Annotated in this window: 22 protein-coding genes and 1 pseudogene; 4 read left to right on the forward strand and 19 right to left on the reverse strand. The window is 38.0% G+C overall.

Going from position 1 to position 24,960, the window contains the following annotated elements; translation table 11 throughout:
• Nucleotides 1–372: 372 nt before the first annotated feature.
• The 9 genes and pseudogenes from PQ460_RS14265 to PQ460_RS14305 all read right to left on the reverse strand — a co-directional run bounded on the left by PQ460_RS14265 (nucleotide 373) and on the right by PQ460_RS14305 (nucleotide 11,956).
• On the reverse strand, nucleotides 373–3,549 hold the full coding sequence (locus PQ460_RS14265; RefSeq protein ID WP_274170240.1) for a bifunctional cytochrome P450/NADPH--P450 reductase: 3,177 nt from the start codon (nucleotides 3,547–3,549) through the stop codon (nucleotides 373–375).
• A gap of 12 nt (nucleotides 3,550–3,561) precedes the next feature.
• Nucleotides 3,562–4,140 carry a TetR/AcrR family transcriptional regulator gene (locus PQ460_RS14270; RefSeq protein ID WP_274170241.1) on the reverse strand — a complete coding sequence of 193 codons (579 nt, stop codon included), beginning with the start codon at nucleotides 4,138–4,140 and terminating at the stop codon, nucleotides 3,562–3,564.
• Nucleotides 4,141–4,411: 271 nt separating this feature from the next.
• Nucleotides 4,412–5,572: an acyltransferase gene (locus PQ460_RS14275; protein ID WP_274170242.1), complete on the reverse strand. Its 1,161-nt coding sequence runs from the start codon at nucleotides 5,570–5,572 to the stop codon at nucleotides 4,412–4,414.
• A gap of 45 nt (nucleotides 5,573–5,617) precedes the next feature.
• On the reverse strand, nucleotides 5,618–5,827 hold the full coding sequence (locus PQ460_RS14280) for a hypothetical protein (protein WP_204824447.1): 210 nt from the start codon (nucleotides 5,825–5,827) through the stop codon (nucleotides 5,618–5,620).
• A gap of 231 nt (nucleotides 5,828–6,058) precedes the next feature.
• On the reverse strand, nucleotides 6,059–6,721 hold the full coding sequence (locus PQ460_RS14285; protein WP_274170243.1) for a general stress protein: 663 nt from the start codon (nucleotides 6,719–6,721) through the stop codon (nucleotides 6,059–6,061).
• 146 nt (nucleotides 6,722–6,867) lie between these two features.
• Nucleotides 6,868–9,413: pseudogene (gene hrpB / locus PQ460_RS23565) on the reverse strand (ATP-dependent helicase HrpB).
• 189 nt (nucleotides 9,414–9,602) lie between these two features.
• Nucleotides 9,603–9,968, reverse strand: a complete 366-nt coding sequence (locus PQ460_RS14295) for a DnaJ family domain-containing protein (RefSeq protein ID WP_274170244.1) — start codon at nucleotides 9,966–9,968, stop codon at nucleotides 9,603–9,605.
• A 171-nt stretch (nucleotides 9,969–10,139) separates the two neighbouring features.
• Entirely contained in the window at nucleotides 10,140–10,946 is an 807-nt protein-coding gene (locus tag PQ460_RS14300) for an SDR family oxidoreductase (RefSeq protein ID WP_273616290.1), read from the reverse strand.
• A 176-nt stretch (nucleotides 10,947–11,122) separates the two neighbouring features.
• The gene (locus tag PQ460_RS14305; RefSeq protein WP_274170245.1) at nucleotides 11,123–11,956 is read right to left on the reverse strand and encodes a hypothetical protein; all 834 of its coding nucleotides are present in this window, start codon (nucleotides 11,954–11,956) and stop codon (nucleotides 11,123–11,125) included.
• Between the two features lie 388 nt (nucleotides 11,957–12,344).
• Between PQ460_RS14305 and PQ460_RS14310 the strand changes: the two genes are divergently transcribed.
• Nucleotides 12,345–12,584 carry a hypothetical protein gene (locus PQ460_RS14310; protein WP_204824451.1) on the forward strand — a complete coding sequence of 80 codons (240 nt, stop codon included), beginning with the start codon at nucleotides 12,345–12,347 and terminating at the stop codon, nucleotides 12,582–12,584.
• Between the two features lie 358 nt (nucleotides 12,585–12,942).
• Nucleotides 12,943–13,296: a winged helix-turn-helix transcriptional regulator gene (locus PQ460_RS14315; RefSeq protein WP_204824452.1), complete on the forward strand. Its 354-nt coding sequence runs from the start codon at nucleotides 12,943–12,945 to the stop codon at nucleotides 13,294–13,296.
• A 169-nt stretch (nucleotides 13,297–13,465) separates the two neighbouring features.
• Here PQ460_RS14315 and PQ460_RS14320 read toward each other — a convergent pair whose 3' ends face one another.
• The 3 genes from PQ460_RS14320 to PQ460_RS14330 form a co-directional block, all read right to left on the reverse strand.
• On the reverse strand, nucleotides 13,466–13,609 hold the full coding sequence (locus PQ460_RS14320) for a hypothetical protein (protein WP_273615885.1): 144 nt from the start codon (nucleotides 13,607–13,609) through the stop codon (nucleotides 13,466–13,468).
• A gap of 280 nt (nucleotides 13,610–13,889) precedes the next feature.
• Nucleotides 13,890–15,362: an aldehyde dehydrogenase family protein gene (locus PQ460_RS14325; RefSeq protein ID WP_274170246.1), complete on the reverse strand. Its 1,473-nt coding sequence runs from the start codon at nucleotides 15,360–15,362 to the stop codon at nucleotides 13,890–13,892.
• Between the two features lie 355 nt (nucleotides 15,363–15,717).
• Nucleotides 15,718–16,530 carry a class I SAM-dependent methyltransferase gene (locus PQ460_RS14330; protein WP_274170247.1) on the reverse strand — a complete coding sequence of 271 codons (813 nt, stop codon included), beginning with the start codon at nucleotides 16,528–16,530 and terminating at the stop codon, nucleotides 15,718–15,720.
• A gap of 149 nt (nucleotides 16,531–16,679) precedes the next feature.
• Here PQ460_RS14330 and PQ460_RS14335 point away from each other — a divergent pair, with 149 nt between their 5' ends.
• Nucleotides 16,680–17,903, forward strand: a complete 1,224-nt coding sequence (locus PQ460_RS14335) for an MDR family MFS transporter (protein ID WP_274170248.1) — start codon at nucleotides 16,680–16,682, stop codon at nucleotides 17,901–17,903.
• Between the two features lie 2 nt (nucleotides 17,904–17,905).
• On the opposite strand, the gene PQ460_RS14340 is transcribed toward PQ460_RS14335, so the two are convergent.
• The 3 genes from PQ460_RS14340 to PQ460_RS14350 are packed head-to-tail and all read right to left on the reverse strand — an operon-like array spanning nucleotide 17,906 to nucleotide 19,810.
• Complete coding sequence (locus PQ460_RS14340) at nucleotides 17,906–18,274, reverse strand: hypothetical protein (RefSeq protein ID WP_274170249.1); 369 nt, start codon at nucleotides 18,272–18,274, stop codon at nucleotides 17,906–17,908.
• A 42-nt stretch (nucleotides 18,275–18,316) separates the two neighbouring features.
• Nucleotides 18,317–19,201, reverse strand: a complete 885-nt coding sequence (locus PQ460_RS14345; RefSeq protein ID WP_274170250.1) for an NAD-dependent epimerase/dehydratase family protein — start codon at nucleotides 19,199–19,201, stop codon at nucleotides 18,317–18,319.
• 12 nt (nucleotides 19,202–19,213) lie between these two features.
• The gene (locus PQ460_RS14350; RefSeq protein ID WP_274170251.1) at nucleotides 19,214–19,810 is read right to left on the reverse strand and encodes a hypothetical protein; all 597 of its coding nucleotides are present in this window, start codon (nucleotides 19,808–19,810) and stop codon (nucleotides 19,214–19,216) included.
• Between the two features lie 205 nt (nucleotides 19,811–20,015).
• On the opposite strand from PQ460_RS14350, the gene metE reads away from it, so the two are divergent.
• The gene (gene metE / locus PQ460_RS14355; protein ID WP_274170252.1) at nucleotides 20,016–22,316 is read left to right on the forward strand and encodes a 5-methyltetrahydropteroyltriglutamate--homocysteine S-methyltransferase; all 2,301 of its coding nucleotides are present in this window, start codon (nucleotides 20,016–20,018) and stop codon (nucleotides 22,314–22,316) included.
• Between the two features lie 85 nt (nucleotides 22,317–22,401).
• Here metE and PQ460_RS14360 read toward each other — a convergent pair whose 3' ends face one another.
• The 4 genes from PQ460_RS14360 to PQ460_RS14375 form a co-directional block, all read right to left on the reverse strand.
• Entirely contained in the window at nucleotides 22,402–22,707 is a 306-nt protein-coding gene (locus tag PQ460_RS14360) for an NIPSNAP family protein (protein ID WP_273615877.1), read from the reverse strand.
• A gap of 15 nt (nucleotides 22,708–22,722) precedes the next feature.
• Nucleotides 22,723–23,277: a nitroreductase family protein gene (locus tag PQ460_RS14365; RefSeq protein WP_273615876.1), complete on the reverse strand. Its 555-nt coding sequence runs from the start codon at nucleotides 23,275–23,277 to the stop codon at nucleotides 22,723–22,725.
• 132 nt (nucleotides 23,278–23,409) lie between these two features.
• Nucleotides 23,410–24,066, reverse strand: coding sequence for a stalk domain-containing protein (locus PQ460_RS14370; protein ID WP_274170253.1), 657 nt, complete (start codon nucleotides 24,064–24,066; stop codon nucleotides 23,410–23,412).
• Between the two features lie 408 nt (nucleotides 24,067–24,474).
• A complete protein-coding gene (locus PQ460_RS14375; protein ID WP_274170254.1) occupies nucleotides 24,475–24,933 on the reverse strand; it encodes a DIP1984 family protein in 459 nt (152 codons plus the stop codon).
• Nucleotides 24,934–24,960 lie beyond the last annotated feature (27 nt).

Below are 24,960 nucleotides of genomic sequence, written 5' to 3' on the forward strand. Positions count from 1 at the left end.
TGGAGTACTATTTCACGTTTTGCTATTCTATTCTTCCTGTTTATTTCCGTCTATTTTCAATCGTTCTTATCCTGTTTCTTCCTATTTTTCGTTATGTAATGATAAAACTATTATCAATGTCTTCTATTTGTTCAGATATATTATCAGTTAATTATTATGAATTTTTCATGTATTTAAATAATCTTATAGTATGGAATTATATTCGTAAAATCTATATGTTTAATCATGAGATATCGTTGATTGAACACACCACATAAAAAATGAAAAAACACCTTCAATTATTCACTCCAACCTGTCCAAGAACAAGCTGATATGAATATTGAAGGTGTGATTTACAAAGGATGATAATATTTTTTTAGATTTTTGCTTATTTTAGATTCCTGTCCATACATCTTTGGCATATTGACCTTTACTTAGTAATTGGTCTAGCCATTGAACAGATTGTTCTTGATTCACTTTATGCACTTCTTGATAAGCTTCACATAATGTCTGTTCTACATCAGGAGCCATTTTGGTTCCATCCCCACAGATATAGAAATGAGCACCTTGATCGATCAGTTCGATTAATAAATGACTATCTTTTTTCATTTGATGTTGAACATATACTTTCACTTCTTCTTTTTCACGAGAAAATGCAGTATGCAATGTGACAATGCCTTCACTTGCATATTTTTCTAACTCTTCTCGATACAAAAAGTCATGTTCGGGATGACGGCAACCAAAGTACAAGTGAGCTTGACCGAGTGTATTACCTTCTTGTTGTAACGCTTCTCTTGCTTGCAAAAATCCGCGGAAAGGAGCGATACCTGTTCCAGGTCCTACCATAATAATAGGTGTAGCTGGATCTTTCGGTAATTGGAATCCTGATTGTGGTCTACGAATAAACATCACAACAGATGATCCGATCGATTGCTCGGCAAGGTAATTAGAAGCGATACCACGGTATTCTCCCTGACCACTACGTGCTGCCCCGCGTACTACACTGACTGTAATACTAATTCGATCAGGATACGCTTTGGGCGAACTAGATATTGAATAGTAACGTGGTTTGAGTGGTGGTAACAATTCTAAGAAACGATCAAATGGAATTTCGCAAGCTTCATACTTTTCAATCAAATCTAACATCGTAATTCGCTTAGCAAGCACTTCTGTTTTATAGGTTTCTTCATCTAATAAAGCTTCTAATTCTTTGCGATGTGGAGGACATACCGTATAAGCAGCAACTTCTCGAATCTGTGCGCGTGTGGCTGCATCTTGTAATTCTACGCTGTGTCCTAGCAAGTCCGGTAAGCTTACAGGACGTTCTAACGGTAAGTGAGCTGCACTGCGTCCACTGCCTTTTAGCAATAAATGATCTGATAATTTCAAATGAAAACGTTCTGTTACTCGCTTGATCAGACTGGCTGGATTCTGCGGTAATATTCCTAGATGATCGCCTTCATGATACGTTGCTTCAGCAGGCAAAGACACTTCTATATGACGTGTACTGCGTCCACTATCATGATACTGTAGTTCACGATTTTCTAGAATTTCCGAATGAAAAGCATCATATGTCTCTGCAAGCGGTGTACCTACCATGCCACTTACAAAACTAACGGATAGATTACTATGCTCTTTCTTTTCTCCACCGTTATAATTCAAGTCAAAAGCACCCATCAATTGCGGCCATAGCTTCTCTTTCCAATCATCTAATTGCTTTTCAAAATCATCACTGGCATCGCCTTCACCTGCTTCATATATACGCCCTGCTCCTAGTTCAGCTAATCGTTGATCAATCAAATGCGGGATTTTCTGATACGTACTTGCCCAGTTATGATCTCCACAGCCAAACACTGCATATTTCACACCTTGTAATTCGCCTGCTTCTGCTCCTTGCAACCAATCTACAAAGTACTTCGCATTATCCGGTGGATTACCATTGTACGAAGCAGAGACGATCAGCACCGCGCCTTCAGTTGGAAGTTTGGCTGCGTAATTATCCAGTGTAGCCACTTCACTACGGAACCCTAGATAATGACCGGTTTCTGCTAATTCACGTGCTATGCCTTCTGCGGTACCTAGATTAGAACCGTATAAGACCAGTAGCGGTGTATGATGACCTGCTAATTGAGGATCGGCTTCGATTTTTTGAGCTTTTTCTTGTTCTTGATTGGCTTTTTCCATAACTGCCACAGCTGTCGGACTTTTACGTACTTTGACTTGCATGGTGAAATGTTCTGGCTTGAGTGTTAAAGATTCTTTGATTTTGAGCTGGTAATCAGTATGATCTATTAATTCAAAATGCTTCAATACCATACCCAGTACCATAGTAGCTTCATGCATAGCAAATTGTTGCCCGATACATGCACGTTGTCCATTTCCAAACGGTTTGTAAGCATGATGAGGTACTTGACTATCATCTTCAAAACGTTCAGGACGGAATTCTTCTACATCTTCGCCCCATGCTTCTGTATCACGGTGTAACTTAGGAATCAATACACTGACTGCATCGCCTTTATTCAAATGATATTGACCACCTAATACCGTATCTTCTTTAGCATATAGAGAAAATGCAGGTGCTGTTGGCCATAGACGCAAAGCTTCATTCAAAATCATACGCACATAATCCAATTGTCGCACTTGCTTATACGACGGCACTGGATCAACGAGTATGCGATCTACTTCTTCATATGCTTTTTGCAATTTATCTTTATTTTTGAGCAAATAGTAAATAGCAAACGATAACAGTCCACTTGTTGTCTCATGCCCGGCAATCAGGAACGTAATCATCTGATAACGAATATTTTCATCGTCTAAGGTTTCACCTGTCTCTGGATCTTTACCATTGAGCATATGAGATAGCAGATCGTCTTTACCTTCTGTTATTCCTGCACGACGCTCTGCAATCATTTGATCTACGGTAGCAAACATGTGTTCAATATCTTCCTTGTGCTGTTGCTTACGATCTATCGTTAAGTTATCTTGGCTGTCTACATTTTGCAATTGACCCATCGCTTCTTCAAGAGCACGACTCATACTTACAATGAAAGGATGAGGTTGATCGCGGTAAAAGCTGTTAAAACGATAATTGAATCCACATAATCCAATCGTATCCAGTGTCAATCGAGTCATATCTTCAGGAACGTTGACACTTTCATTAGGATTCAAACGCGCCCATTTCTGAACCAATTGACTGGCGATATCCACCATCATGTTCTGATATCCTTGCATAGCCCGTTGGCTGAAGCTAGGAAGTAAGATGTGATGAGCTTTTTTCCAATTAGGTTCATGTGTCCAGCTTGTGAATAATCCATCTCCTGTGAATGGGCGCACATTTTGAAGCGGAGTCCATATATTTTTATCAAATCGAGATTCGTCACAAGCTTCTTTTACTAACCGATGGCCGGAAAGATAAATCTGTTCTCTTCCTGGCAATTGCATACGAAAAATCGGTCCGTATTCATAAGATAATTTGATAATAGACTGTAACGGTGTCTCTGCATCAAGTAAGTGTAAATTGCCAAGTGAGCCTTCTTTTTTCGGTTGCGGAATATCAGTATAGGTGGTCATTATGATTCCTCCTTATTTCTTATATTCAATAGCGTTCCAACAACATTCTTCCACTTGCTCTATCAATTCTGCGGATAATACGACGCCTCCCAGACGAACGGCATTATACAATTCTTTGAAAGCTCCAAATACAATTGCTATTAATACAGGTGATGACATAGAACGAATCATTTTTTGTTCGATTCCATAATCACAAAAGGCATATAATCCTTTTTGTAACTGTTCAAATAATTGTTTATTTTCTAGAGTTAAATACCATCCCTGTGCATGAGTAACCAGAAAGTGCAGTCCGTTAATATCTTGCTTGGCAAAGGTAACCATTCCATAAAAAAAATGCCTGAACTGTGTTCGAACATCGTCGCCTTCTTGATACAATTGACCTACTGTAGCTTCTGTTAATGCCAATGTACCTTGCTTGAACAATGTATTCACCAGCGCTTCTTTATTTTCAAAATAACGATAAATCGTCCCTGCTCCAACTTTGGCAGCTTCTGCAATCATAGGCACTGTGGTGCCATCAAATCCACGATCAGCAAATAAAGAAAGAGCCGCTGATAAAATTAAATCTTGTTTGTTTAATGTAGCTTCCATTGACTTCACCCCTTCCGTATTCGTTATATGCATGTTCTATACTTTTTAAAATTCATCATCATATTTTTTACATAATCCCTGTCTTAATTATTACCTTAATAAGAGCGGAATGAATATTCATTCCATATTTATACTATAAACTGGATCAACTATCAGTTTCAACTTTAGTGATCTAAACCCTTGAAAAATCTACGTCTTGGCGTATATCCTTTAGTAGATATACAGAAAAAAGCAGACATCGATTGTAGACCGATGTCTGCTTTTTTTATGATCATATTTTAACTTCACGCTTTTTACGTAACGACATACCTGTTAACCAGTGTCCATAAGGAATATGCGAGATCACATAGGTTACCAGTACCGATAAAACAAGTGTAATAATCCATACCAATAACATTCTAATCGTAATATTCATTCCTGCTAATAATGATTCTTCAATAATATAACTGATTCTCAACATTAAAGCATGAGCTAAATAACCACCATATGAGTAACGACTCAATGTGATCCATAATTGTCGATGATACGTACCACCATTAGATTGAATACTCAAAGCTACAATATAGATCAACGCTAGAAAAGCAATCAAAAACAATCCCATAGCTGGTTGTAATAATGTTAATGCTATAAAACGTCGACCAAATGGAGCTTCTGGAGGAAAATGCCCTAAAACGAGCCCTGTATAATACACCGCAAACAACCCGCATATCACTATCACAGGAAATTTAACCCGTTTTAGGATATCCAGGAACACATTTATATGTAATCCAGCCAAGGCACCTAATAGAAAATAAAATAAATAGTAGATCACATTACGATCAGCATAGGTTGTAAAATAGGCACTAATTACCGGAATATGCAACGATGTTGCGGTATCCGTAATCAAAGGTCTTGCGAATAAAATAAGCTCATATCCAGCAATCAATCCGATGATCAGTAACCATGCACGTTTTCGTTGACCATTGACCCATTTCACTATTTTTCTGACAGCTATACGTAAAGGTGGAAACAATAAATACATCGGAATAATCATCACAATATACCATAAATGGTAACTTGATTTGCCAGTAAGCCAAAAGCGAATCATTGTAGTTATCGATTCCCAGAAGGGATGGTTATAAATGCCTACCATAAACGAATAGATAACAGACCATAACAGATAAGGCACAATAATATCTTTAAACCGTTTACGTACAAACGATACATAATTGATTTTGCCTTCATAGTTATAAAAAAGCACCAGCCCTGTGATGAAAATAAAGGCCGGTACTGCAAATTTGGCCGCTAATAGCAAAAGAGTAAGCCGAGCCCCATCCTCCATTTTCAATTCTGGGACTACAGAAAAATGAGCAATCGAATGCTGAAGCACGACAGCGGCAAAAGCCATACCACGCAGAATCTCGATTTCTCTTAATCTAGGTTTTTTTGTCATAATGTACTCCTGAAGGAATATTCAATACTTCTTCATAAGTCGGTCTTATGAAGTCAATCGTGACCCACAACCCCAGCTTGCTGTATTAGACATTGTTGGTGTTGGCATACGCTGTGATTCATTTTTGGGTGATGGTGACGGTGCACCTGGAAGACGAAGTTCGTTGCGTAATTTGTTGATCCATTTACGACGATTTCTCTTTTTGTCCTTTGCAGAACCAGATGTAGGCTGAGTCAGTTTATCTTGTACGTCCATGATTATAACCTCCTCATTGATATAGTAAAGGGAACATAATACATACCCTTTCACTGTCAGTATACCTCTTCTAACGATAATCTAACAGGGCATTTATAACCTAATGCACATTTTTTTGGGAAATTCATTAGCGAATCCAGTAGAATAATGACGAAAAGCTTACCTCCAGTCAATAATTTGACCAAAGATAAGCTTCTCTGCTGTCTATCTATTTAGATAATTTATTATCGATTATACGCCGTAACCGCCATTAGAATACGAAGTTAATTTGTTGTCTGATCCCTGGCTATCATCATTTAGGCTATCTTTATCGACACCTTTGTGCACTTTGGATGCATTAGGATCTTCGGTAGTACGTGTCTCAGGTTGCCCTTGAGTAGTTGTACTCGTTTCTTTTGCACGGTAACGTGTTTCATTCAATGTACGGTTATTACGGAATACACCGTATACATTATCATAACGATCGTCATCTTCTACTAACACAAGAATTTTACCGTTATTTACATAATCTTGGTACTCTGTAGCTTCATCTTCTGGAATACCCATACCGATCAAACCACCTAAAAGACCGCCTGCGCCTGCTCCAACAGCGGCACCAGTAATCGTTGCTGCAATTGGACCTGCTGCTAGAATTGGACCGATACCAGGAATCGCTAATGCTCCAAGACCTGCTAACAATCCTGCTGTTCCTCCAAGCACTCCACCAGTTGTTGCGCCTGTTGCTACGCCTTCAGGTGCTTTGGTATCTGTTTCTTCTGTAATATTGCGTAACTCTTCGCGATCTTTAGTAATAACAGAGATTTCTTCGGAAGAAAAGCCCTGACTTTTTAATTGTTCAATCGAATTGGAAGCTTCTTGTTCTGTATTAAATACACCTACAATTTTCTTATCCATTTGTAATTACCTCCCGAGTATGAACCTTCTTTAAGTTACTATTATAAGGTTGTCTGTGAAGTTATTACCCGTCCTTAGATACCTTCAATCGGAATCAGAAAAAATGTATTGACAAATCAATATTTCTGTAGTTAGACACTTAGCATTTAAGATTGGCGAGGTTTCACACGATGTGTAGGTTCCGCTGTTAACGGATTATCTGGCCAATAATGTTTGGGATATCTACCTTTTAAGTCTTTTTTAATCTCAAAATAAGCATGTTGCCAAAAGCTGATCAAATCATTAGTAACCTGTACCGGTCGTCCTGCTGGAGATAATAAATGTATCGTCAAAGGAATATGATGACCAATCATCGGTGTAGTCATACATCCAAATAGCTCCTGTAATCTAACAGCGATAAACGGGCGCTTTGGATCAGTATAGTTCACAGCAATACGTGATCCGCTAGGCACTTCGATATGTGTCGGCGCTAGTCTATCTATGGCTTGTCGTTGTTCCCAGGATAAGCGATGTAGCAATAATTCCGCTAGATTTAATTTTTTTAATTCGTTAAAGCGACGGATTCCTTCTATATAAGGAAGTAACCATTCATCCATTTCTGCTAATAAAGTGCCATCATCCATTGCAGGATAATCAGGATCGAGCTGGTGCATAAAAGAGATTCGTTCTCTCCATTGTATGGCAGCTTTGGTCCAGTTCAAGCTATCCAGACCTTTATAACGAATCGCATGTATTATAGCTAATTGAATCTGTTCTGCGGAAGGCTTAGGATCAGATACCGATTGCAATAAGATTGCGCCTAGATAAGTATCGATTCGTGCAGATATTGATTCACGTTCTTCATCATAATCAACTTGGTGTACAGATTGAATATGATTGGCATGTATTCGACGAAGTTGTGATTCACTCACTTCAGCCGCTAGTCGAATCACACTATCTGTTCCTGTATCATCTAATTGTGCTGCTACAATATAAGAAGCTGTTGTCAGATAGTCAGAACGATATGCAGAAGAAGCAAATGAAGCACCACGCCCTATACGTAATAGAAATGTACCATTACCACGATTTTTGGCGATACGATCAGGATAAGCTAACGATAACAACATCCCTGTATTGGATGCGGAAAGATCAGGATCAATTGAGCTAGGAGTATTATACCCTTGAATCAGACGTGACTGTTGTTCAAAACGCCGACTCCATTCTTTGATACGCTGAATAGCTCTAGGATCTACTTGATAAGAAGAATCACCCTGAAGAGCCTGTACCCGATGTTCCATATCTGTACCTGCTTCATGAAAAGATAACACATCACGTTCTTGCAACAATGCCGCAAGATCACAAGCTTGTTGAACCATGCCTAAAGGAATAGCATGTACAATCATATGAGCGAGACGGGGATGTACACGTAGCTTGGACAATTCACGTCCATGCGCTGTAATGCCTTTCTGCTCGTCTAATGCTTCCAAATCAATGAGCAACTGACAAGCTTGCTCATAAGCAGCTTGCGGTGGCTGATCCAACCAGCTTAATTCTTTTATATCAGTTCCCCAGACAGCAATATGCAAAGCCATAGATGTTAGATCACTTTGGACAATCTCTGGTGAACGAGTAGTTGCTAAATGAGATTGTTCTTCTTCACTCCACAGTCGATAAATATACCTGCTTCTGTGCGCCCTGCTCTACCTCTACGCTGATCTGCACTATCTTGTGATACACGTTCTGTAGCTAGATGCTCCATCCCTGTACGAGCGGAAAAGACAGGAATACGGGTCAGACCACTATCAATCACAATCCGAATCCCTGTAATCGTAATACTTGATTCAGCCAGTGAAGTAGCTAATACTACTTTACGCATCTTTTTTGCAGAAGGAATAATCACTTGATCTTGCTCCGATGCAGTCATACCACCATGTAGAATCAGCAATTCGATAGAATTATTGATCGAGTCGATAGAGGATCTACATTCTTGCTGTACAGCTCGTATCTCACGTATACCTGGCAAAAATACTAGGATATCACCTTCATGTTGTTGTAATGCTTCTTGGATGGTATTAGCTACTTTTTTCGCCCAATCGGAATAAGGACGTTGATACATTTTAAAAATCGATTCACCCTGTACATAATACGTATGCACAGGATAAGTTCGACCTGCACTAGACAGTATAGGAGCATCTCCCAATAAATGAGCTACAGGCTTAGGATCCATCGTAGCTGACATCACTATCACTCTTAAATCTTCACGCAAAATAGACCTGCTCTCTATCGTTAGAGCAAGCCCTAGATCAGCATGCAGATTCCGCTCATGAAATTCATCAAAAATAATCAAACCAATCTGTTCTAATGAAGGATCATGCTGCAACATCGCTGTCAAAATCCCTTCAGTAACGACTTCGATCACTGTATTCTGACTTACTTTGCTATCCAGTGCCACCCGATAACCTACCGTTTCGCCTACTTGCTCTCCTAAGGAAGCTGCCATAAAACGTGCCGCAGAAATAGCGGCTACCCGCCGCGGTTCTAGCATAATGATCCGCTTTCCTTGTAACCACGGTTCATGTAATAAAGCGATAGGAATACGAGTCGTTTTCCCTGCTCCGGGTTCTGCTGTGACTACGGCTACTCCTTGTTGCTCTAAATATATTTTCAAATCAGGAATCAACGCATCTACAGGCAAATTCAATAATTCAGTCAAAACATAATTCCTTTCTATAAGCGCCTGACGATATAAGCACTATTTGTTCTACTTTTATCAAAATGATGGTTAGCACAAAATGATTTAAACTCTTCTATTCAAGTCAGTTCTATCATGAAGATAGTAGCATTAAAATAGTAGATATATGATTGATCATTTTTATTTAGATATCTAGTATGCTGTATGATATTAAGTTAATCGCTTACGAATTTGATGCTCATAGCGGTGATAAGAAGCATTGTCTTGTAGCCCTCGCTGGCTAGTAATTAGTTGTAAACGTAACGTTTTTTCATCCAATTTGCGATGTAACGCTTGTCGTTCACCTGCATGTTTACAAACTGCAATCAGATCGGTTAACGTCAACATCTCTTGTCTCAATTGTAACTCCTCTGGAATAATACCTGCATTTTTCATAACTTTATAAGCCACTCTTAATTCTTCAGGCACATGAGATAAATCTTCCAGTGCTAACGGTTTTCCTTTACCTTCCAGATCATCAAATTCTCCTTGTTGTATGGCTTCATTGATTTTCTGTTCTGCTAACCACGATAACATAGGATAGTCACCTCTTTGTTATAATGTTTGTATATATCATCTTCATTATACCTATTTAACTGACAGCGATCGATAGAATGACATGATAATATAACAAAAGAAGCTCCTATAACAGAGCTTCTTGATATGATATCATCATTTGATCTTTGTAATTAGATAGTCAGCAATAGATTAACACAATAGAGATTCGGCTCCATCAATCGTAATCTGTGCTCCTGTAATATGAGCCGCTTCTGGAGAAGATAAGAATGTGACCAAATCTGCTACATTATCTGCTGAACCGGATTGTCCAGCTAACGGTTGACGACCATGTGGGAATTCGATAGGAATCGCTATATTTCGTACCAGCTCATTTACTTCTGTACTTTGATCGATATTTGTAGAGATCGCTCCCGGACAGATTACATTGACACGTACTTTAAATTTAGCCAGTTCCAGAGCTGCCATTTTGGCAAAAGCAACTTGCCCTGCTTTGGAAGTACTGTATGCTGACATACCGAAGCTTGCAAATGTCGTGTTACCATTAATCGAACTGGTGATCACAATACTTCCACCACCATGCTCTTTTAAGAAAGGAAGCGCATACTTGATGGTAAGGAAAGTACCACCCAAATTCGTATTGATTGTACGTTGCCAATCTTCAAATTTAATTTCATCTATTGGAGCAAGAACTCCGTTAATACCTGCATTAGCGAAAACGATATCCAGACCGGTAAAATGCTCGGCTCCTGTTTGAATAGCATGTTTTACCTGTTCTTCATTTGCAATATCCATCTCAAAAGCCAATGCTGCATCAGGACGAATCGCATTTGCTTCTGCTTCTGTTTCACGTATACGTTCAAGCGATAGATCACATAAGATCACATTCGCTCCTTCAGCTACGAATTTAAGAGCCGTCGCTTTACCAATGCCAGAACCTGCTCCGGTAACCAACGCTGTTTTTCCTGCAAAGCGATGTATATTGATTGTAGATTCCATCATTTGCTCCACCCCTTTTGAATAAAATATGTATACACAGGCATTCTACCGTGTGCTTCAACAATTTACCCAATATAGACAGGGATGGAATCACTTTTTTTTATTTATTTAGCAAAATCGACAATATAAAACCGAACAGCACAATTCTGCTCGGTTTTATATTGTCGATTTTTAATTTAAGAAGGATCAGGTTGTTGCACCCAATCAAGTAACATACGTCGTAATTGCTTTTTATCTACAGGAACAGCAATTACCCAATCTTCATCATCTTGATTACTCATTCGAACGATCCAATTCGTATTCTGATCGGCTAACAATACGGCTCCTTGACGTTGCCAATTATCTTCTTCCCATTGAGAAAATTGAATTTCAGCACGCAAACTATAGTTATGCAACACTTTGGCAAAAATACGCGAACCTTCTGAATCACCTGTCATTTGCGTCAATTCTGTTGTAATCTTCTCTAAATGAATATGTTCTCCATGATGAAAATACTGATCAAACCAATGTTTTGAAAAAGTTAAAGCAGGCATTTCTCCAATAGCATTATTACTTAGTTTCATTCGTCGTAACAATAAAGTACATGCTTTGTTCAGACTTCCGAGTTCTGTTAAAGTGTAACTTCCCGGCAAAGCAGAAGCTTGCTTAATATCGACTACTGTCTCATGAGTAAAATAGCTATTTCCTTCACGCACTTTATTAGTCGTATCTGTAGCATAAAAGTAACGGATACAACAGCCACGCTTGTAAGTGCCTACGAATTTCCCTTGTAAATAAGCATCTGGCGGGTGAAGCGATATTTCATCTTGATTATCTATCGTTAAACATCCTTTTTGTACAAGAGATGTACTTGCTTGCTTCCATATATCAGCCAATTCTTCGACTGTACTATCTTGTAACGGATTATCCATTCCCATGATCTGATCGAATCCAAGCACATTGCCTAAAAAGAACAGTTCTTTGTCTGTCAACGTTATCATAGGTTCTTTGGAAGAGTTCAAAGTTAACATGTAGGTCCATCTTCTCCCTTCAATACTGACATGTGAGCTTTTGTAACTATATAAAGGGCAATGATGTAGTAAATTATACAATAAAGGTTCTTAGTACCTATTCCAATGTAGCACTATAGGCTTAATTTTGTCAATTGTTTCACGAAATATATTCCATTTTTACCCATATATGATTATTATAAGTAATATGGTATGTAGATTTTAATGTAGCTTCATGAACATTATGTGTCTCACTTTAAAATTAATGCTCAGGTTTTAGGTGAAAATCATGTAATTTTAAGTTTTCTTTAAGGAAAGGTGATTACAATAAAGTCAAGTTAGTCGAAAGGCTAACACATATCAACTTTTGAAATCAAATTACTTATAACAATAAACGAGGTGATTAATAGTGAAAACGACAATTCTTTTAGAGAACAAGATGGTTCCGGTTTACTTTAACGCCGAGAATACACAACCAATGTCCAAGCTGTTAAGACTATTACGCAGAACGATTGAACACAAAATTGTAAATGGTAAAAAAATGATTAAAACGTGTCTAGATACTGTTATTAGTATTGAAGTTGTAGGTTCTGAAGCGATTTTGCATACTTATCGTGAAAGTGACACTCTAGCTTTATCTTTATACTAAAATGTAAGTGCTTTTCCTACTTCTTTATAGACATTACGATGGGCCTAACAACGGGAAGACTCCGTACGGCCCTTTCTGTCTGATGCTACTCTCTACTTACATAAATGACGTACTTGTCTATCATCAAATCGGTAATACTTATGAACAGATTATGTTCTATAGGCGTTATCGATTTTTTGCATACAATTTTATAGTTTTCAACAAAAATGCCTGATAATCAATTGTTCCCCAATTAACTTTAAGTAATCTAGTGTAATTTAAAAAGAAATATCTTTAAAGTTATTAAATTACTGAAGTGATAGTCTGTATCAAATGTATATTATGTGATATAATAGGTTTATTAAAAGAGGTGATATAGATGGATACATCAATGCTTTGTCCTCGATTCGAAAAGGGGATGCAGATTTTAAGTAAACGTTGGAATGGCTTAATTATTTATCAACTGATGGGTGGTCCTCAACGCTTTTGCTCTATTCAATCATCACTCCCGGTAAGCGGTCGTCTTTTGTCCGAACGCCTGAAGGATCTAGAGCATGAAGGAATGGTTGTCCGCCATGTATACCCTGAGACGCCGGTACGAATTGAATATGAATTAACTCAAAAAGGATTGGCATTAGAATCTGTGATACGCGGTATTCAGGATTGGTCTCAATCATGGGTAGAACCAGAAGCAATGGTTTTAGAAGCCGAGTATGCTCAAACAGCTAAATAAACAACCATGATAACTATAAAAAACATCCGCTCCCTTTAAGGAGAACGGATGTTTTTTTGTGAAATATCATTTTATACTATATGCATCATCAAATCTCAATGATTATCTATTTAACATAAAAGAACTCTTTACAATAAAAGATTAGTATTACACATCATATAAAATCATGTTAGCTGATATACTGTTTGTTTCTGCCTGCTTCTTGCTTTTCTGCACTCCGAATACGAATAACAAATAAGCGTAGTAAATTGGTACGAGTATGCTCATCGGCTTCACGGTTTAATTTACGGAGTATAAAACGATCTATTGACATGCCTGCTCAACTCCTTCTCAATTCACCAGAAGCATCGTTACCAATGACAGAAGCTATAATAAGATTATGGTAAATCTTCCGGTAAGAATTAATAACCGCATTTCCTATTTTTCAAACTACGATTATCATTTTTTTTGAATAAAATATATCTATTCTTTAACATATCTTTGTACAAAAAAACTGCTTTACGTATCCCTAAGGAATCATAAAGCAGCTTGGCTTACATCATACGATTTTTTTAATTTTACATTAAAAAACTAATACATGTCATAACTTTTTATTAAATATTAGGAAATTCGCGGTATTCGTGCTGAATACTGATCCAACGTGTACGCGTAAATTTCTCAATAGCCCATTCTCCGCCAAAGCGCCCTAGACCGGAAGATTTCTCGCCCCCAAACATAACATGTGCTTCATCGTTTACAGGTTGATCATTTACATGAATCATACCACTTTCTACTTCTTGAGCCACACGATAACCACGCTCCAAGTTCGATGTAAATACAGAACCACTTAATCCATATTCACTGCTATTTACTATGCGAATCGCATCTGCTTCGTCTTTCGCACGAATTAGCAAAGCAACCGGGCCGAATAACTCATGTTGTGCTGCTGAGTTTTCTGGAGATACTTCACTCAGAACAGTTGGTTCAAGTACACTCCCTTTACTTTTACCACCGTATAACAATGTTGCGCCTTCTTTTTGCACATTTTCGATAACTTCAAGTAGACGGTCTACTTCTTTTTCATGAATCAATGGGCCTACTAATGTTTTGGCATCAGCAGGATCGCCGAATTTTAGACCTTTGACTGTATTGGTGAATTTCTCTACAAATGTATCGTAAATAGAATTGTCAATAACGATACGATTCAGTGCCATACAGATTTGTCCTTGATGGAAAAACTTCCCGTAGACTGCTGCTTCTACAGCTTTATCGATATCAGCATCATCCAATACGATCATCGCATTGTCTCCACCAAGTTCTAAAGCGACATCTTTCAGATGTTCACCTGCTAATTTACCAATACCGCGTCCTACTTCGGTAGAACCTGTAAAGGAAATTAGTTTAGGGATTGGATGCTTAACAAAAGCATCTCCAATTTCGCTACCACTACCACTTACAACACTGAGTACTCCTTTAGGCAAGCCTGCTTTTTCAAAAATATCAGCAATGAGTAATCCTGCTGTAATCGGTGTATCAGAAGCTGGCTTAATTACAACACCGTTACCTACTGCTAATGCAGGTGCTACAGAACGCATACATAAATGTAACGGGAAATTCCAGGGCCCGATGACACCAATAACACCTTTTGCTTCACGAACAACACGATTCTCTTTACCTGGAATATCAGAACCAATCAATTCCCCTTTGATACGGTATGGGAATGAAGAAGATTCTTCCAAAATACGTACTGTTGTCATCCATTCACGTTCTGCTTTGACACGTGTACTGCCTGATTCAGCGATAAGTAAATCTACAATTTCTTCTTTACGCTCATTCATTTGCATCATTGCTTCACGCATCACTTTAGCACGAGCAGCAAGTGGCATTTTAGACCATTTTTTACCTTCTGTTTGTGCAGTTTTGTACGATTTATCCAGATCATTTTCATCCGAAGAACGCCACTCTACTAATATTTCTCCAGTATAAGGATTTTTATTTTGCATCATTTTATCTGAAGAACCTTCTACCCATTCTCCAGCAATAAATTGTTTATTCCAATGTGCGTATTTCGATTGTACTAATGTCATTGCAATATCCTCCTTGGTGTACGTTATATATGGTTATTAATCCATTGACATACATTTTTGAATAGTATTCTTTGTTTAATTCAGGTTGAGAAATTTGTAAAAGAATTTATTTGTATTTATAAAAACTGCTACATATCCAAATTCTAAATGATGCTAAAAATAAATGCTAAAAGCTAAATCATAACAATTAGTTAGTATATTACTATTGTTACAACAGCTTCTCGTATTCTTTACCCTTGTCTATAGATAAGCAAACATGTATTGATAATTCATATATCATTATTGGTATATAAAAAAGCTAGTATCCCTTGAGATAGCTAGCTTTACAGATATATTATTTTATTTTTAAATTAATCTATTTTGATTTGCGTCCTACAATAATTCCATGTGTGCTCAAGCCTAATATGCTACGTTCTCGACAAGTACGGAGATGATAATCTAACCATGTCTGATACATATTTTCTTCAAGATGATCTATAGAACCGTCTATCGTATGAGTGACTCCGTCTGCGCCAGCATGGTCAACAATCTGAGCATTGGCGGCTAGTATATCCTGTTCCATTTGTTCAGGCGACGTTACATACAAGTCTGTCCAAAAGCTGTCTTCTGCTCCATCGTAAAACACACCTTCTTGCAATACTTTGTCAATTACAGAAGAACGTAAATAACCTTGCTCTTTGACAGCTAACATAGGCACAATCGAATATTTATTTATATAAGCAACAATCAATATGCCTCCTGGGCGCAATACACGCATACTTTCAGATAGACAAGATGCTCGATCATCAGCAGAAGTAAGATGATAATAAGGCCCTAGACAAAGTACCATATCCAGCGATTCAGTAGCTATTGTAGATAATGTAGTAGCATTTCCAATTTCAGCTTGTAAAGAATAGTTAAGTTCTAGTTGTAACGATTTGGCTTGAATCTGTTGTATATGCTTAGGGGTAATATCGATCGCTTTTACTTGATGCCCTTGTTTTGCATAATGAATCGCATATGCTCCGCTTCCTGCTCCACTATCTAAAATAGACGATACTGGGGGTAACTGGGATAACCATGTATCTATAATATGTATAGTCGTAATATACTCTACCGCTCGAGATGGACGCTCAAATCGTGAATCTTCATCGTATAACTGATAAAACTTGGCTACTTGTTCCGACATTTTCAAGACCTCCTTTATCTATTCCATCCCATTATATGACAATAAATAGGAAATGATAAGTATAAGTTAGTAAGCGATCTTGACAGCTTTTTATAACGGTGAGAAAATATTTTTTTGTACGATGTAGAGTAAAGGAGTGATTTGGAACGATGAGAACGTCTTTTTTACAATTGCGTGGTATCCATCCTTTGGCATGGACGATCATTGTAGGCACACTTTTTGGACGAATGGCGACTTCGATGAGTATTCCTTTTTTATCGATTTATCTGACTCAATCGCTAGGAGCTTCACCTACACAGACAGGGATTACTGTAGCTGTGAGTTCTTTAGTAGGCGTATTTGCTAGCTTTTACGGAGGTTATATTTCAGACCGTATTGGTCGCAAAAAGGTTATGATTTTGTCGATAGCTGGTTGGAGTATTGTATTTTTTGCTTTTGCTGCTTCGAATCAAATCTGGATGTTTTTTGTAGTCAACACTTTAAATGGACTATGCCGCTCTTTATTTGAACCGACTTCGCGTGCGTTATTATCTGAAGTTACACCTCAAGAACAAAAATTATTAATTTTTAATATGCGTTATACAGCGATTAATGTTGGTGTTGTTTTTGGCCCATTGTTAGGTTTATGGTTTAGTACCAATGGATCAAGCAGTGCTTTTATAATGGCTGGCTGTATCTATGTACTTTATACTGTTGTTCTTATGTTTCAATTTGGTAAACATCCTATACATATTGAATCCACCTCTACGACAGAACAACGAATTACTTTGAAAAAAGCATTACGAGTTATTTCTCAAGATCGAATCTTTTTATACATATTGATTGGAACAACATTTTGTGTACTCGGTTATGGCCATCTCAATTCAACGTTACCACAATATTTAGCATTGGTTCCTGATCTGCACGATGGTGCTACATGGTTTGCGTATATGTTAACACTGAATGCGATCACAGTACTGATAGTACAATATCCTTTGGTCAAATGGGCTTCGCGTTTTGCTCCTGTAGTCTCATTGATTATTGGTAATATCTTTGTAGCTACGAGCTTGCTATTGTATGGGCTTGCCAGTACAGGTCTAGCATTTATGATCATTACTGTTATTTTCACAATAGGGGAAGTCTTGTTATTTACGATGATGGATATGTTAATTGATCGAATAGCGAAGCCGGAATGGAAAGGAACGTACTTTGGAACGATTGGCTTTAACAATTTAGGTAATGTGTGCGCCCCTATACTTGGAGGTTTTCTACTTGATGTTAGAGGCGCACAACATAGTATGCAAATATTTGTACCACTAGCATTGACCTGTGCACTTGGTTTGCCATTTCTTATTGGTGCTTATCGGCGTATGAATCTATCTCATAAGCATTGATCTCATTGGCGCTGAGTACGTATCTCACTAGCTACAATATCTAGAATAGAATGATCACCCCAGCTACTAACAAACGAATACATGGAAATACTACTTAACCATTCTTCGCTTAATTCACCTTGCTCTACTTGAGCTAATAGATAATCACGTACAGGAGCTTCTGTACGTGACCAGGGAACGGTTCGCATTCCGCCTATTTCTTGTCCGGCGGAGCGACGATCCCATACAGCCGCTACTTGTTCTAACGAAAATATAATCGAATCCCCTTGTTCTGTCTGAAAATATACTTTCACCTGTTCTGGTAAAAGTATTACTTGCTGTATAACTCCATCCACTAAAGGAATATCTCCTATAAAAATATCAGTTACCATCGCCGTACTCCATTCTTCCGTTACTTCTTTATATTGATGCTGTTATTTAGTTGCTGAAGCAATATGCTTAATCAATTCAGGCATCCATTTTGACAATACATAGAATGTAAATCCAGCTTGCTTCGCTTTGGATGTATCCATAATCCACGAATCAGGAACACCAAAAGGAGATTGTGCTTTTTCATCTGTCTCGCTCTGTACGATAGCCTGTTGACCGGTTCCCTGCTCTACCCATTTGATAAATTCACGCAGGCTGATTTCTCCATCAGAACGTGCATTTACAGGTCCTGTTAGATCAGATGAAATTCCTAACCAGAACAAAAATTCTGCGGCTTCTTGCTCATGAATAAAGTTCATCTGTGCTTCGATATTCGAAATGCCTATTACTTCATTATTCAACACACGTTCTACATGGAAATGGAGCCGCTTGGTATAATCATTCGGCCCTAACACAATAGGGAATCGTACCGCCGCTACTGGAAAATCGGCTTGTTGAAAAAATACAGCTTCCGCTTGACGTTTACCTTCTCCATAACTCAGCTTCGCTTCTGGATCTTCATCAATTGTATAATGATGGGTATCGACATCTGGTTCATGCAATACCGCTTGCCCAAACTCATAGACAGATAAGCTTGACGTTAGAATATAACGCTTTGCTTTATGTTGGAAAATTGCTACAGCTTCACGTGCTTGCTGTGGTGTAAAACAAATATTATCGTAGACCACATCATACTGCTGATCTCCGATCGCTTTTTCCAAAGCGACAGCATCTTCGCGATCAACAACTAACCGTTGAACCCGATCACCAAATTCATCTTCAGTCTGACCACGAGTTAGCAAGGTAACTTGGATATTTTCTTTCAATAATAATTCCACCAGATTTTTGCCGAAAAATCGTGTTCCACCTAATACCAATACGTTAGTCATTCTTCATTCCTCCTATTTTATATCTAGTAGTTGGTGCGCTTTCCAGATGAATGTAGCCATTAAAATATAAACAAGTAGACCAAAAACAACATAGATCACTCCTAGCAATCCAGCTAACGTCACCATACTTCCTGTACTTGTAGATGATACAAATGCACTGATCGCTAATACTGCTAACGCTAAAATTTGATTGCATACATAGATAATCCAGCGCTGATAAGATACTTTTTTGAAATCTGGCAAGTTCTGCGCTTCTGCCATCTGCCCTATCCCTTTACATACCGTATAAATAATAAACAAATCAGCAATAATGACTAACAACGATACAATAGTTAGCCACCACGGTAAAGGTAATACATTGGCTTGATCAGGTAAAAAGATTTGAATAACGGCAAGTACAGCCGCAGCTATCGCAAATGGTTTACCTTTGGCGAATTGCGGATTTACTTTTTCTAATTTCATAAATCCAATAAAATACAAAATGCTTACAATGACAGTCGGGAAATAATCTAACCAGATCGCGGCTAATCCTAATCTGTTCAATCCTGTAATCACTATTCCTAATATAGCTTGACCTACAAAAGCCCAAAACAAATACAAAATACTCATGTTGTCCCCCTTTTTATTCCTTGCCTTTAACTATGTATACTGTTTCTTTCCTTTCTATCTTACCATCAAATGACTATGTTACCAAAAAGGCAAATCTAGCTATAGCGTGGAATCATGATAGGATATAGGCAAAACGTATAACCATATCCTGCCAGAATACGCTATGATGATTGTACTAAACAATCAACTTTCAGGGGGAATAATAATGCCAAAAGTACTCAGTAGCAATATTGGTTATCCGCGTCTTGGTGAACAACGTGAATGGAAAAAAGCGCTAGAAGCATTCTGGAGTAACAAATCTTCGGAAGCTGAATTTTTACAAACGATGAAAGAATTGCGCCTTGCTCATCTAAGCAAACAAAGCAAAGCTGGTATCGATCTAATTCCTGTAGGCGACTTTTCATATTATGATCACGTCTTAGATACGGCTGTTACTTTCGGATTAGTACCTGAACGCTTTGGTTATACAGGTGGCGAAGTATCCTTACAACAATACTTTGCGATTGCTCGTGGTACAGATCAAGCAACCGCAGGTGAAATGACCAAATGGTTCAATACCAATTACCATTACATCGTACCTGAACTGGGTGGAATTACACCGCAATTAACAGAAAACCGTCCATTGCGATTATATTTAGAAGCCAAAACAGAATTAGGTATTGAGACCAAGCCGGTATTGATCGGCCCGTATACGTTCCTCAAACTTTCTAAAGGATATGAAGCTTCTGAATTTAAGCAATGGTTAGATCAGTTAGCTCCATTATATGTAGAGATATTGCAAGGATTGAACAAAGCAGGTGTACGATGGGTTCAAATAGATGAGCCTTCACTAGCACTGGAAGTATCTGCTGAAGAATGGCAATGGGTGCAAGAGGTTTACACTCAATTCAATCAGGCGGCTCCTGATGTGAATTTGCTGGTACAGACTTATTTTGAAGGTGTAGATGATTTTGGTAAATTAATCGATCTCCCTGTTCAAGGAATTGGCTTGGATTTTGTACATGGATTAGAGCAGAATCTGAATAATCTGGATGATTGGGGCTTCCCTGAAGACAAAATTCTAGGTGTAGGTCTGGTCGATGGACGTAATATCTGGCGCTCCAAATTAGAAGATAAAATTCAATTGATTCAAACGATCTCTCAAACCGTCCCTGCGGATCGCTTGCTTATTCAGCCGTCTTGCAGTCTACAACATGTACCTGTGACAACTAACAGTGAAACGTCTCTTGATCCAATTATTAAAGACGCTCTTGCTTTTGCCGATCAGAAATTAGAAGAACTTGCGCTATTAACCAAAGCAGCTAATATCGGTGCTCCTGCTGTACAAGAAGCATTAGATCGCAGTCGTGAAGCTGTTGAACGCATTGCCAATTCGTCATGGCGCGCTCCGCAAGAAGAACATCTACAGCAAAATGAAGGTTCGGCTACACGTAATGTTCCTTTTGCACAGCGTCAAGTTATTCATGCAGACAAATGGAAATTACCATTATTGCCGACGACTACAATTGGTAGCTTCCCGCAAACTGTAGAAGTACGTCGTGCTCGTCAACTATGGCGCAAAGGCGAATTATCTCCAGCAGATTATAACCGTTTTATCGAAGAACAGATTCAAGACTGGATTTCGATTCAAGAAGAATTGAATTTGGATGTATTGGTACATGGTGAATTTGAACGTACTGATATGGTTGAGTTTTTCGGAGAGCAGTTAGATGGATTTACATTTACACGCTTTGGTTGGGTTCAATCGTATGGTTCTCGTTGTGTCAAACCTCCTGTGATCTACGGTAATGTTCATTTTGTGAAGCCAATGACGGTGACAGAAACCAAATATGCTCAATCTCTCACCAGCAAACCTGTTAAAGGGATGCTAACAGGCCCGGTTACTATTCTGAACTGGTCTTTTGTACGGGATGATATTCCACGTAGTAAAGTATCTTATCAGATTGCACGCGCTATCTCGGATGAAATTCTGGCGCTTGAAGCGGCAGGTATTGAAATGATTCAAGTCGATGAACCTGCTCTACGTGAAGGATTGCCTCTTAAGCGTAACAAATGGCAAGAATACCTTGATTGGGCAGTAGGCTCATTCCGTCTATCTACAGCGGCTGTACAAGAAACGACCCAAATTCATACTCATATGTGCTATTCGGAATTCCACGATATTATTGATGCTATTAAAGATATGGATGCAGATGTTATCTCTATTGAGACTTCACGTAGTCATGGCGAATTGATTTCTTCTTTTGAAGTGCATGGCTATGATAAAGGTATTGGTCTGGGTGTTTATGATATCCATAGTCCACGTGTGCCTGCTAAAGAAGAAATGGTACAGTTGATCGAACGTGCTCTACGTGTACTTGATCCCAAATTGTTCTGGATCAATCCAGACTGCGGATTGAAAACACGTGCTCATCCTGAAACAGTAGCTGCGCTACAATTAATGGTAGAAGCGGCAGACGATATTCGTCACAAATTAGGACAAGAAGTGAGCGCAAGCAAGCTTTAATTGCACATAAAAGCCTTTCATGACTAGAGCATATTCCGACAGATGCTCTTGATCGTGAAAGGCTTTTGATTTATACATATCCTACTTATTCAAACACAGGACGCATAAAGCTACGTTCGTAACTAATAATACATTTGTTCTGATTGGCAAATTCAAACGCTTGCTGGCATTCTTCATCTACCATCATCTTCTGACGATATTCTTCGTAATCAGCAAGGCTTGGAAAAGAAAACAAAGCATAGGCGATGTTATTTGCACCTTCATGTGGAAGAAAATAACCATGATGGGTCCCACCTAATTTGTGAACTAGCGGTATCCACATCTTAGCATACTGTTCAAATTCGTTTACTTGATAAGGATCTATCACATATTTGAGATAGCATGTAATCATCGTGTTCCTCCTAGTTTACTCACTAATCCAAACTGTTTTTTCAGCAAAAGGAGTACGTTTGCTTTGTTGATCGTTATTTTCAGGTACACCGATATAAAGGAAGCCTAACATTTTACCTTTTTCGCTTAGATCAAATGCTTTGCCCATCAATTCATGGTAACAAGGTTCGCCACTTCTCCAGACTGCGCCCAGTCCCAACTCATGAATTTCCAGCAACATATTTTGAATCGCTGCAAATACTGCACCATACTCTTCAAGCTCAATAATTTTAGGATTATCAGCAGGTTCTACCGCTACAGCAATAATTAGAGGGGCGCGTTCTACCTTTTTACGTGCAGAAGAAAGACTTTCTTCGGTTACTTCACCATTACCTGCTACACTAGCTAACGCTTCCGCTAATTTATTACGTCCATTACCTTCTAACACGAAAAATTTCCAAGGTTCAGTCAAACGATGATTTGGTGCCCAAATTCCTGCTTCCAAAATACGCTCAATACTTTCACGCGGAATAGCATCCTGCTTCACTTTACCGATCGAACGACGATTACGAATACTTTCTGAAATACTCATCTATAACTTCCTCCTCTATGATAATCATTCTCAGTCTCTTGTTTATTGTACACGAAGTAGAAAGAAATCTCTAATTTTAGGACTATAAAATAAAAATAACTCCTTAAATAAGGAGTCATTTTTTTCTATTTATTACTTATAATACGAGCTTGGATAAATTACTACATTAGTTTTACTTTTTAATTCCACAGGAGACACTTTAACATACACACTCTGTTTACCAACTACACTAAACTCAACTTGACTTATTCCATCTTCTACTTTTACAAATTCTTTTCGCATTGGTTCAAAAGTTTTAGCATCTTCTATTTCTACTTCTAAATCATCCTCTATAGCTTGAATATTCAAAACTACAGTTTGGTATTTATTATTCGGATATAAGGCTATTCGATTTACAGCATCATTGAATAAAATAACTTCTTTATTTTCTTTTCCATCACCTGAAACAAACTTACTATCTTTTGTTAAAGCCACGCCAAAATCATAATCAATTTTCTCATTCATAATTGGTGTTTCTGCTAACTTTTCACCAAAATTGATTTTACCTGATTTAGTATCTACAGTAACATTTGTTTTTAAAGCTTCTTTAACAACACTTGCCGGTATGTATGTCTGTCCATTGATCGTGACCGGTTTAGTAGAATTAGAAGGTGCGAAGTTAAAACCGTTTACTGTGTACTTAAAGTTGGCTACTGTTGCTTGTACTGTTTTACTGGATGCTGCGTATGTAGTCGTTCCTCCGACTAACATCATTGCTGTTAACATTAAAACCAAATTTTTCTTTTTCATCTTTTCTTTGTATCCCCTTTCTGAATATGTATTCAGTATAAGTCTTAGGGATCAATTATTTAATAGTTCAAATTACCTAATTTTATTTTATGCATCATTTAATAGAGTCTTTATACTTATAAATTTAATTATATTAACAGATTTAACTTTATTTATGTAAAAATGAAGTTCATCTTACAAATCCCCGAACCCGCCCTCGCCTATATCTATGATCAGCATGTGGTAGTAACAATAATATGTGAATTGTACTCATGTAACAATACAAGGCTAATTTATTATTAAAGGACTCGAACCTTCAGAAATTGCCCCTAATTTCTACCCAGCGTCCAACTTAAACCAGTTGGCGGTTTGTATGCTCGCCTCAATAGATAATAGACTACCAACTTGTAAGTTTATATTTTTTAATGATTAATCGACTAATTCTGTTCTCCAGTTCAACTCTTGGATACGTGTATCCAGTTGGCGATAGGTTTTAGCAAGATTGTCCATCTCTTCTTGCAGTGTTCCAATATTGACTGTCGCTAGAAATCGAACTTCAGACTTTGTATAACGATCTTGCTTGATACTCGCAGTATGCATAAGATCATTCAATATATTTCGGCGTAAGCCTAATGTATCTCGATCGGCTAGAGCATCTGCTAATGTCATTTCATTTTCAAAAATCACTTGTGAATTAGTGCGATTAATACGTTTGATCAGTACATTCAATTCGGTCAATAAATGTCCCATTTCTTTCAACAATTCATTAGGACGCTCAGGAGGTTTTTCACCTTCTTGGACTTTGGCACTTCGGCTCAGACGTACTTTCATCTGTTCGATTCTTTTTTGCACATCAGAACGTAATATTAACGCTTCTGCTAATTTCATTCCTTTCACCTCCATTACCTATTTTTC

It is taken from the genome of Paenibacillus sp. KACC 21273 (assembly GCF_028736095.1).
In the GTDB taxonomy this organism is placed as follows: Bacteria; Bacillota; Bacilli; order Paenibacillales; family Paenibacillaceae; genus Saccharibacillus; species Saccharibacillus kyungheensis.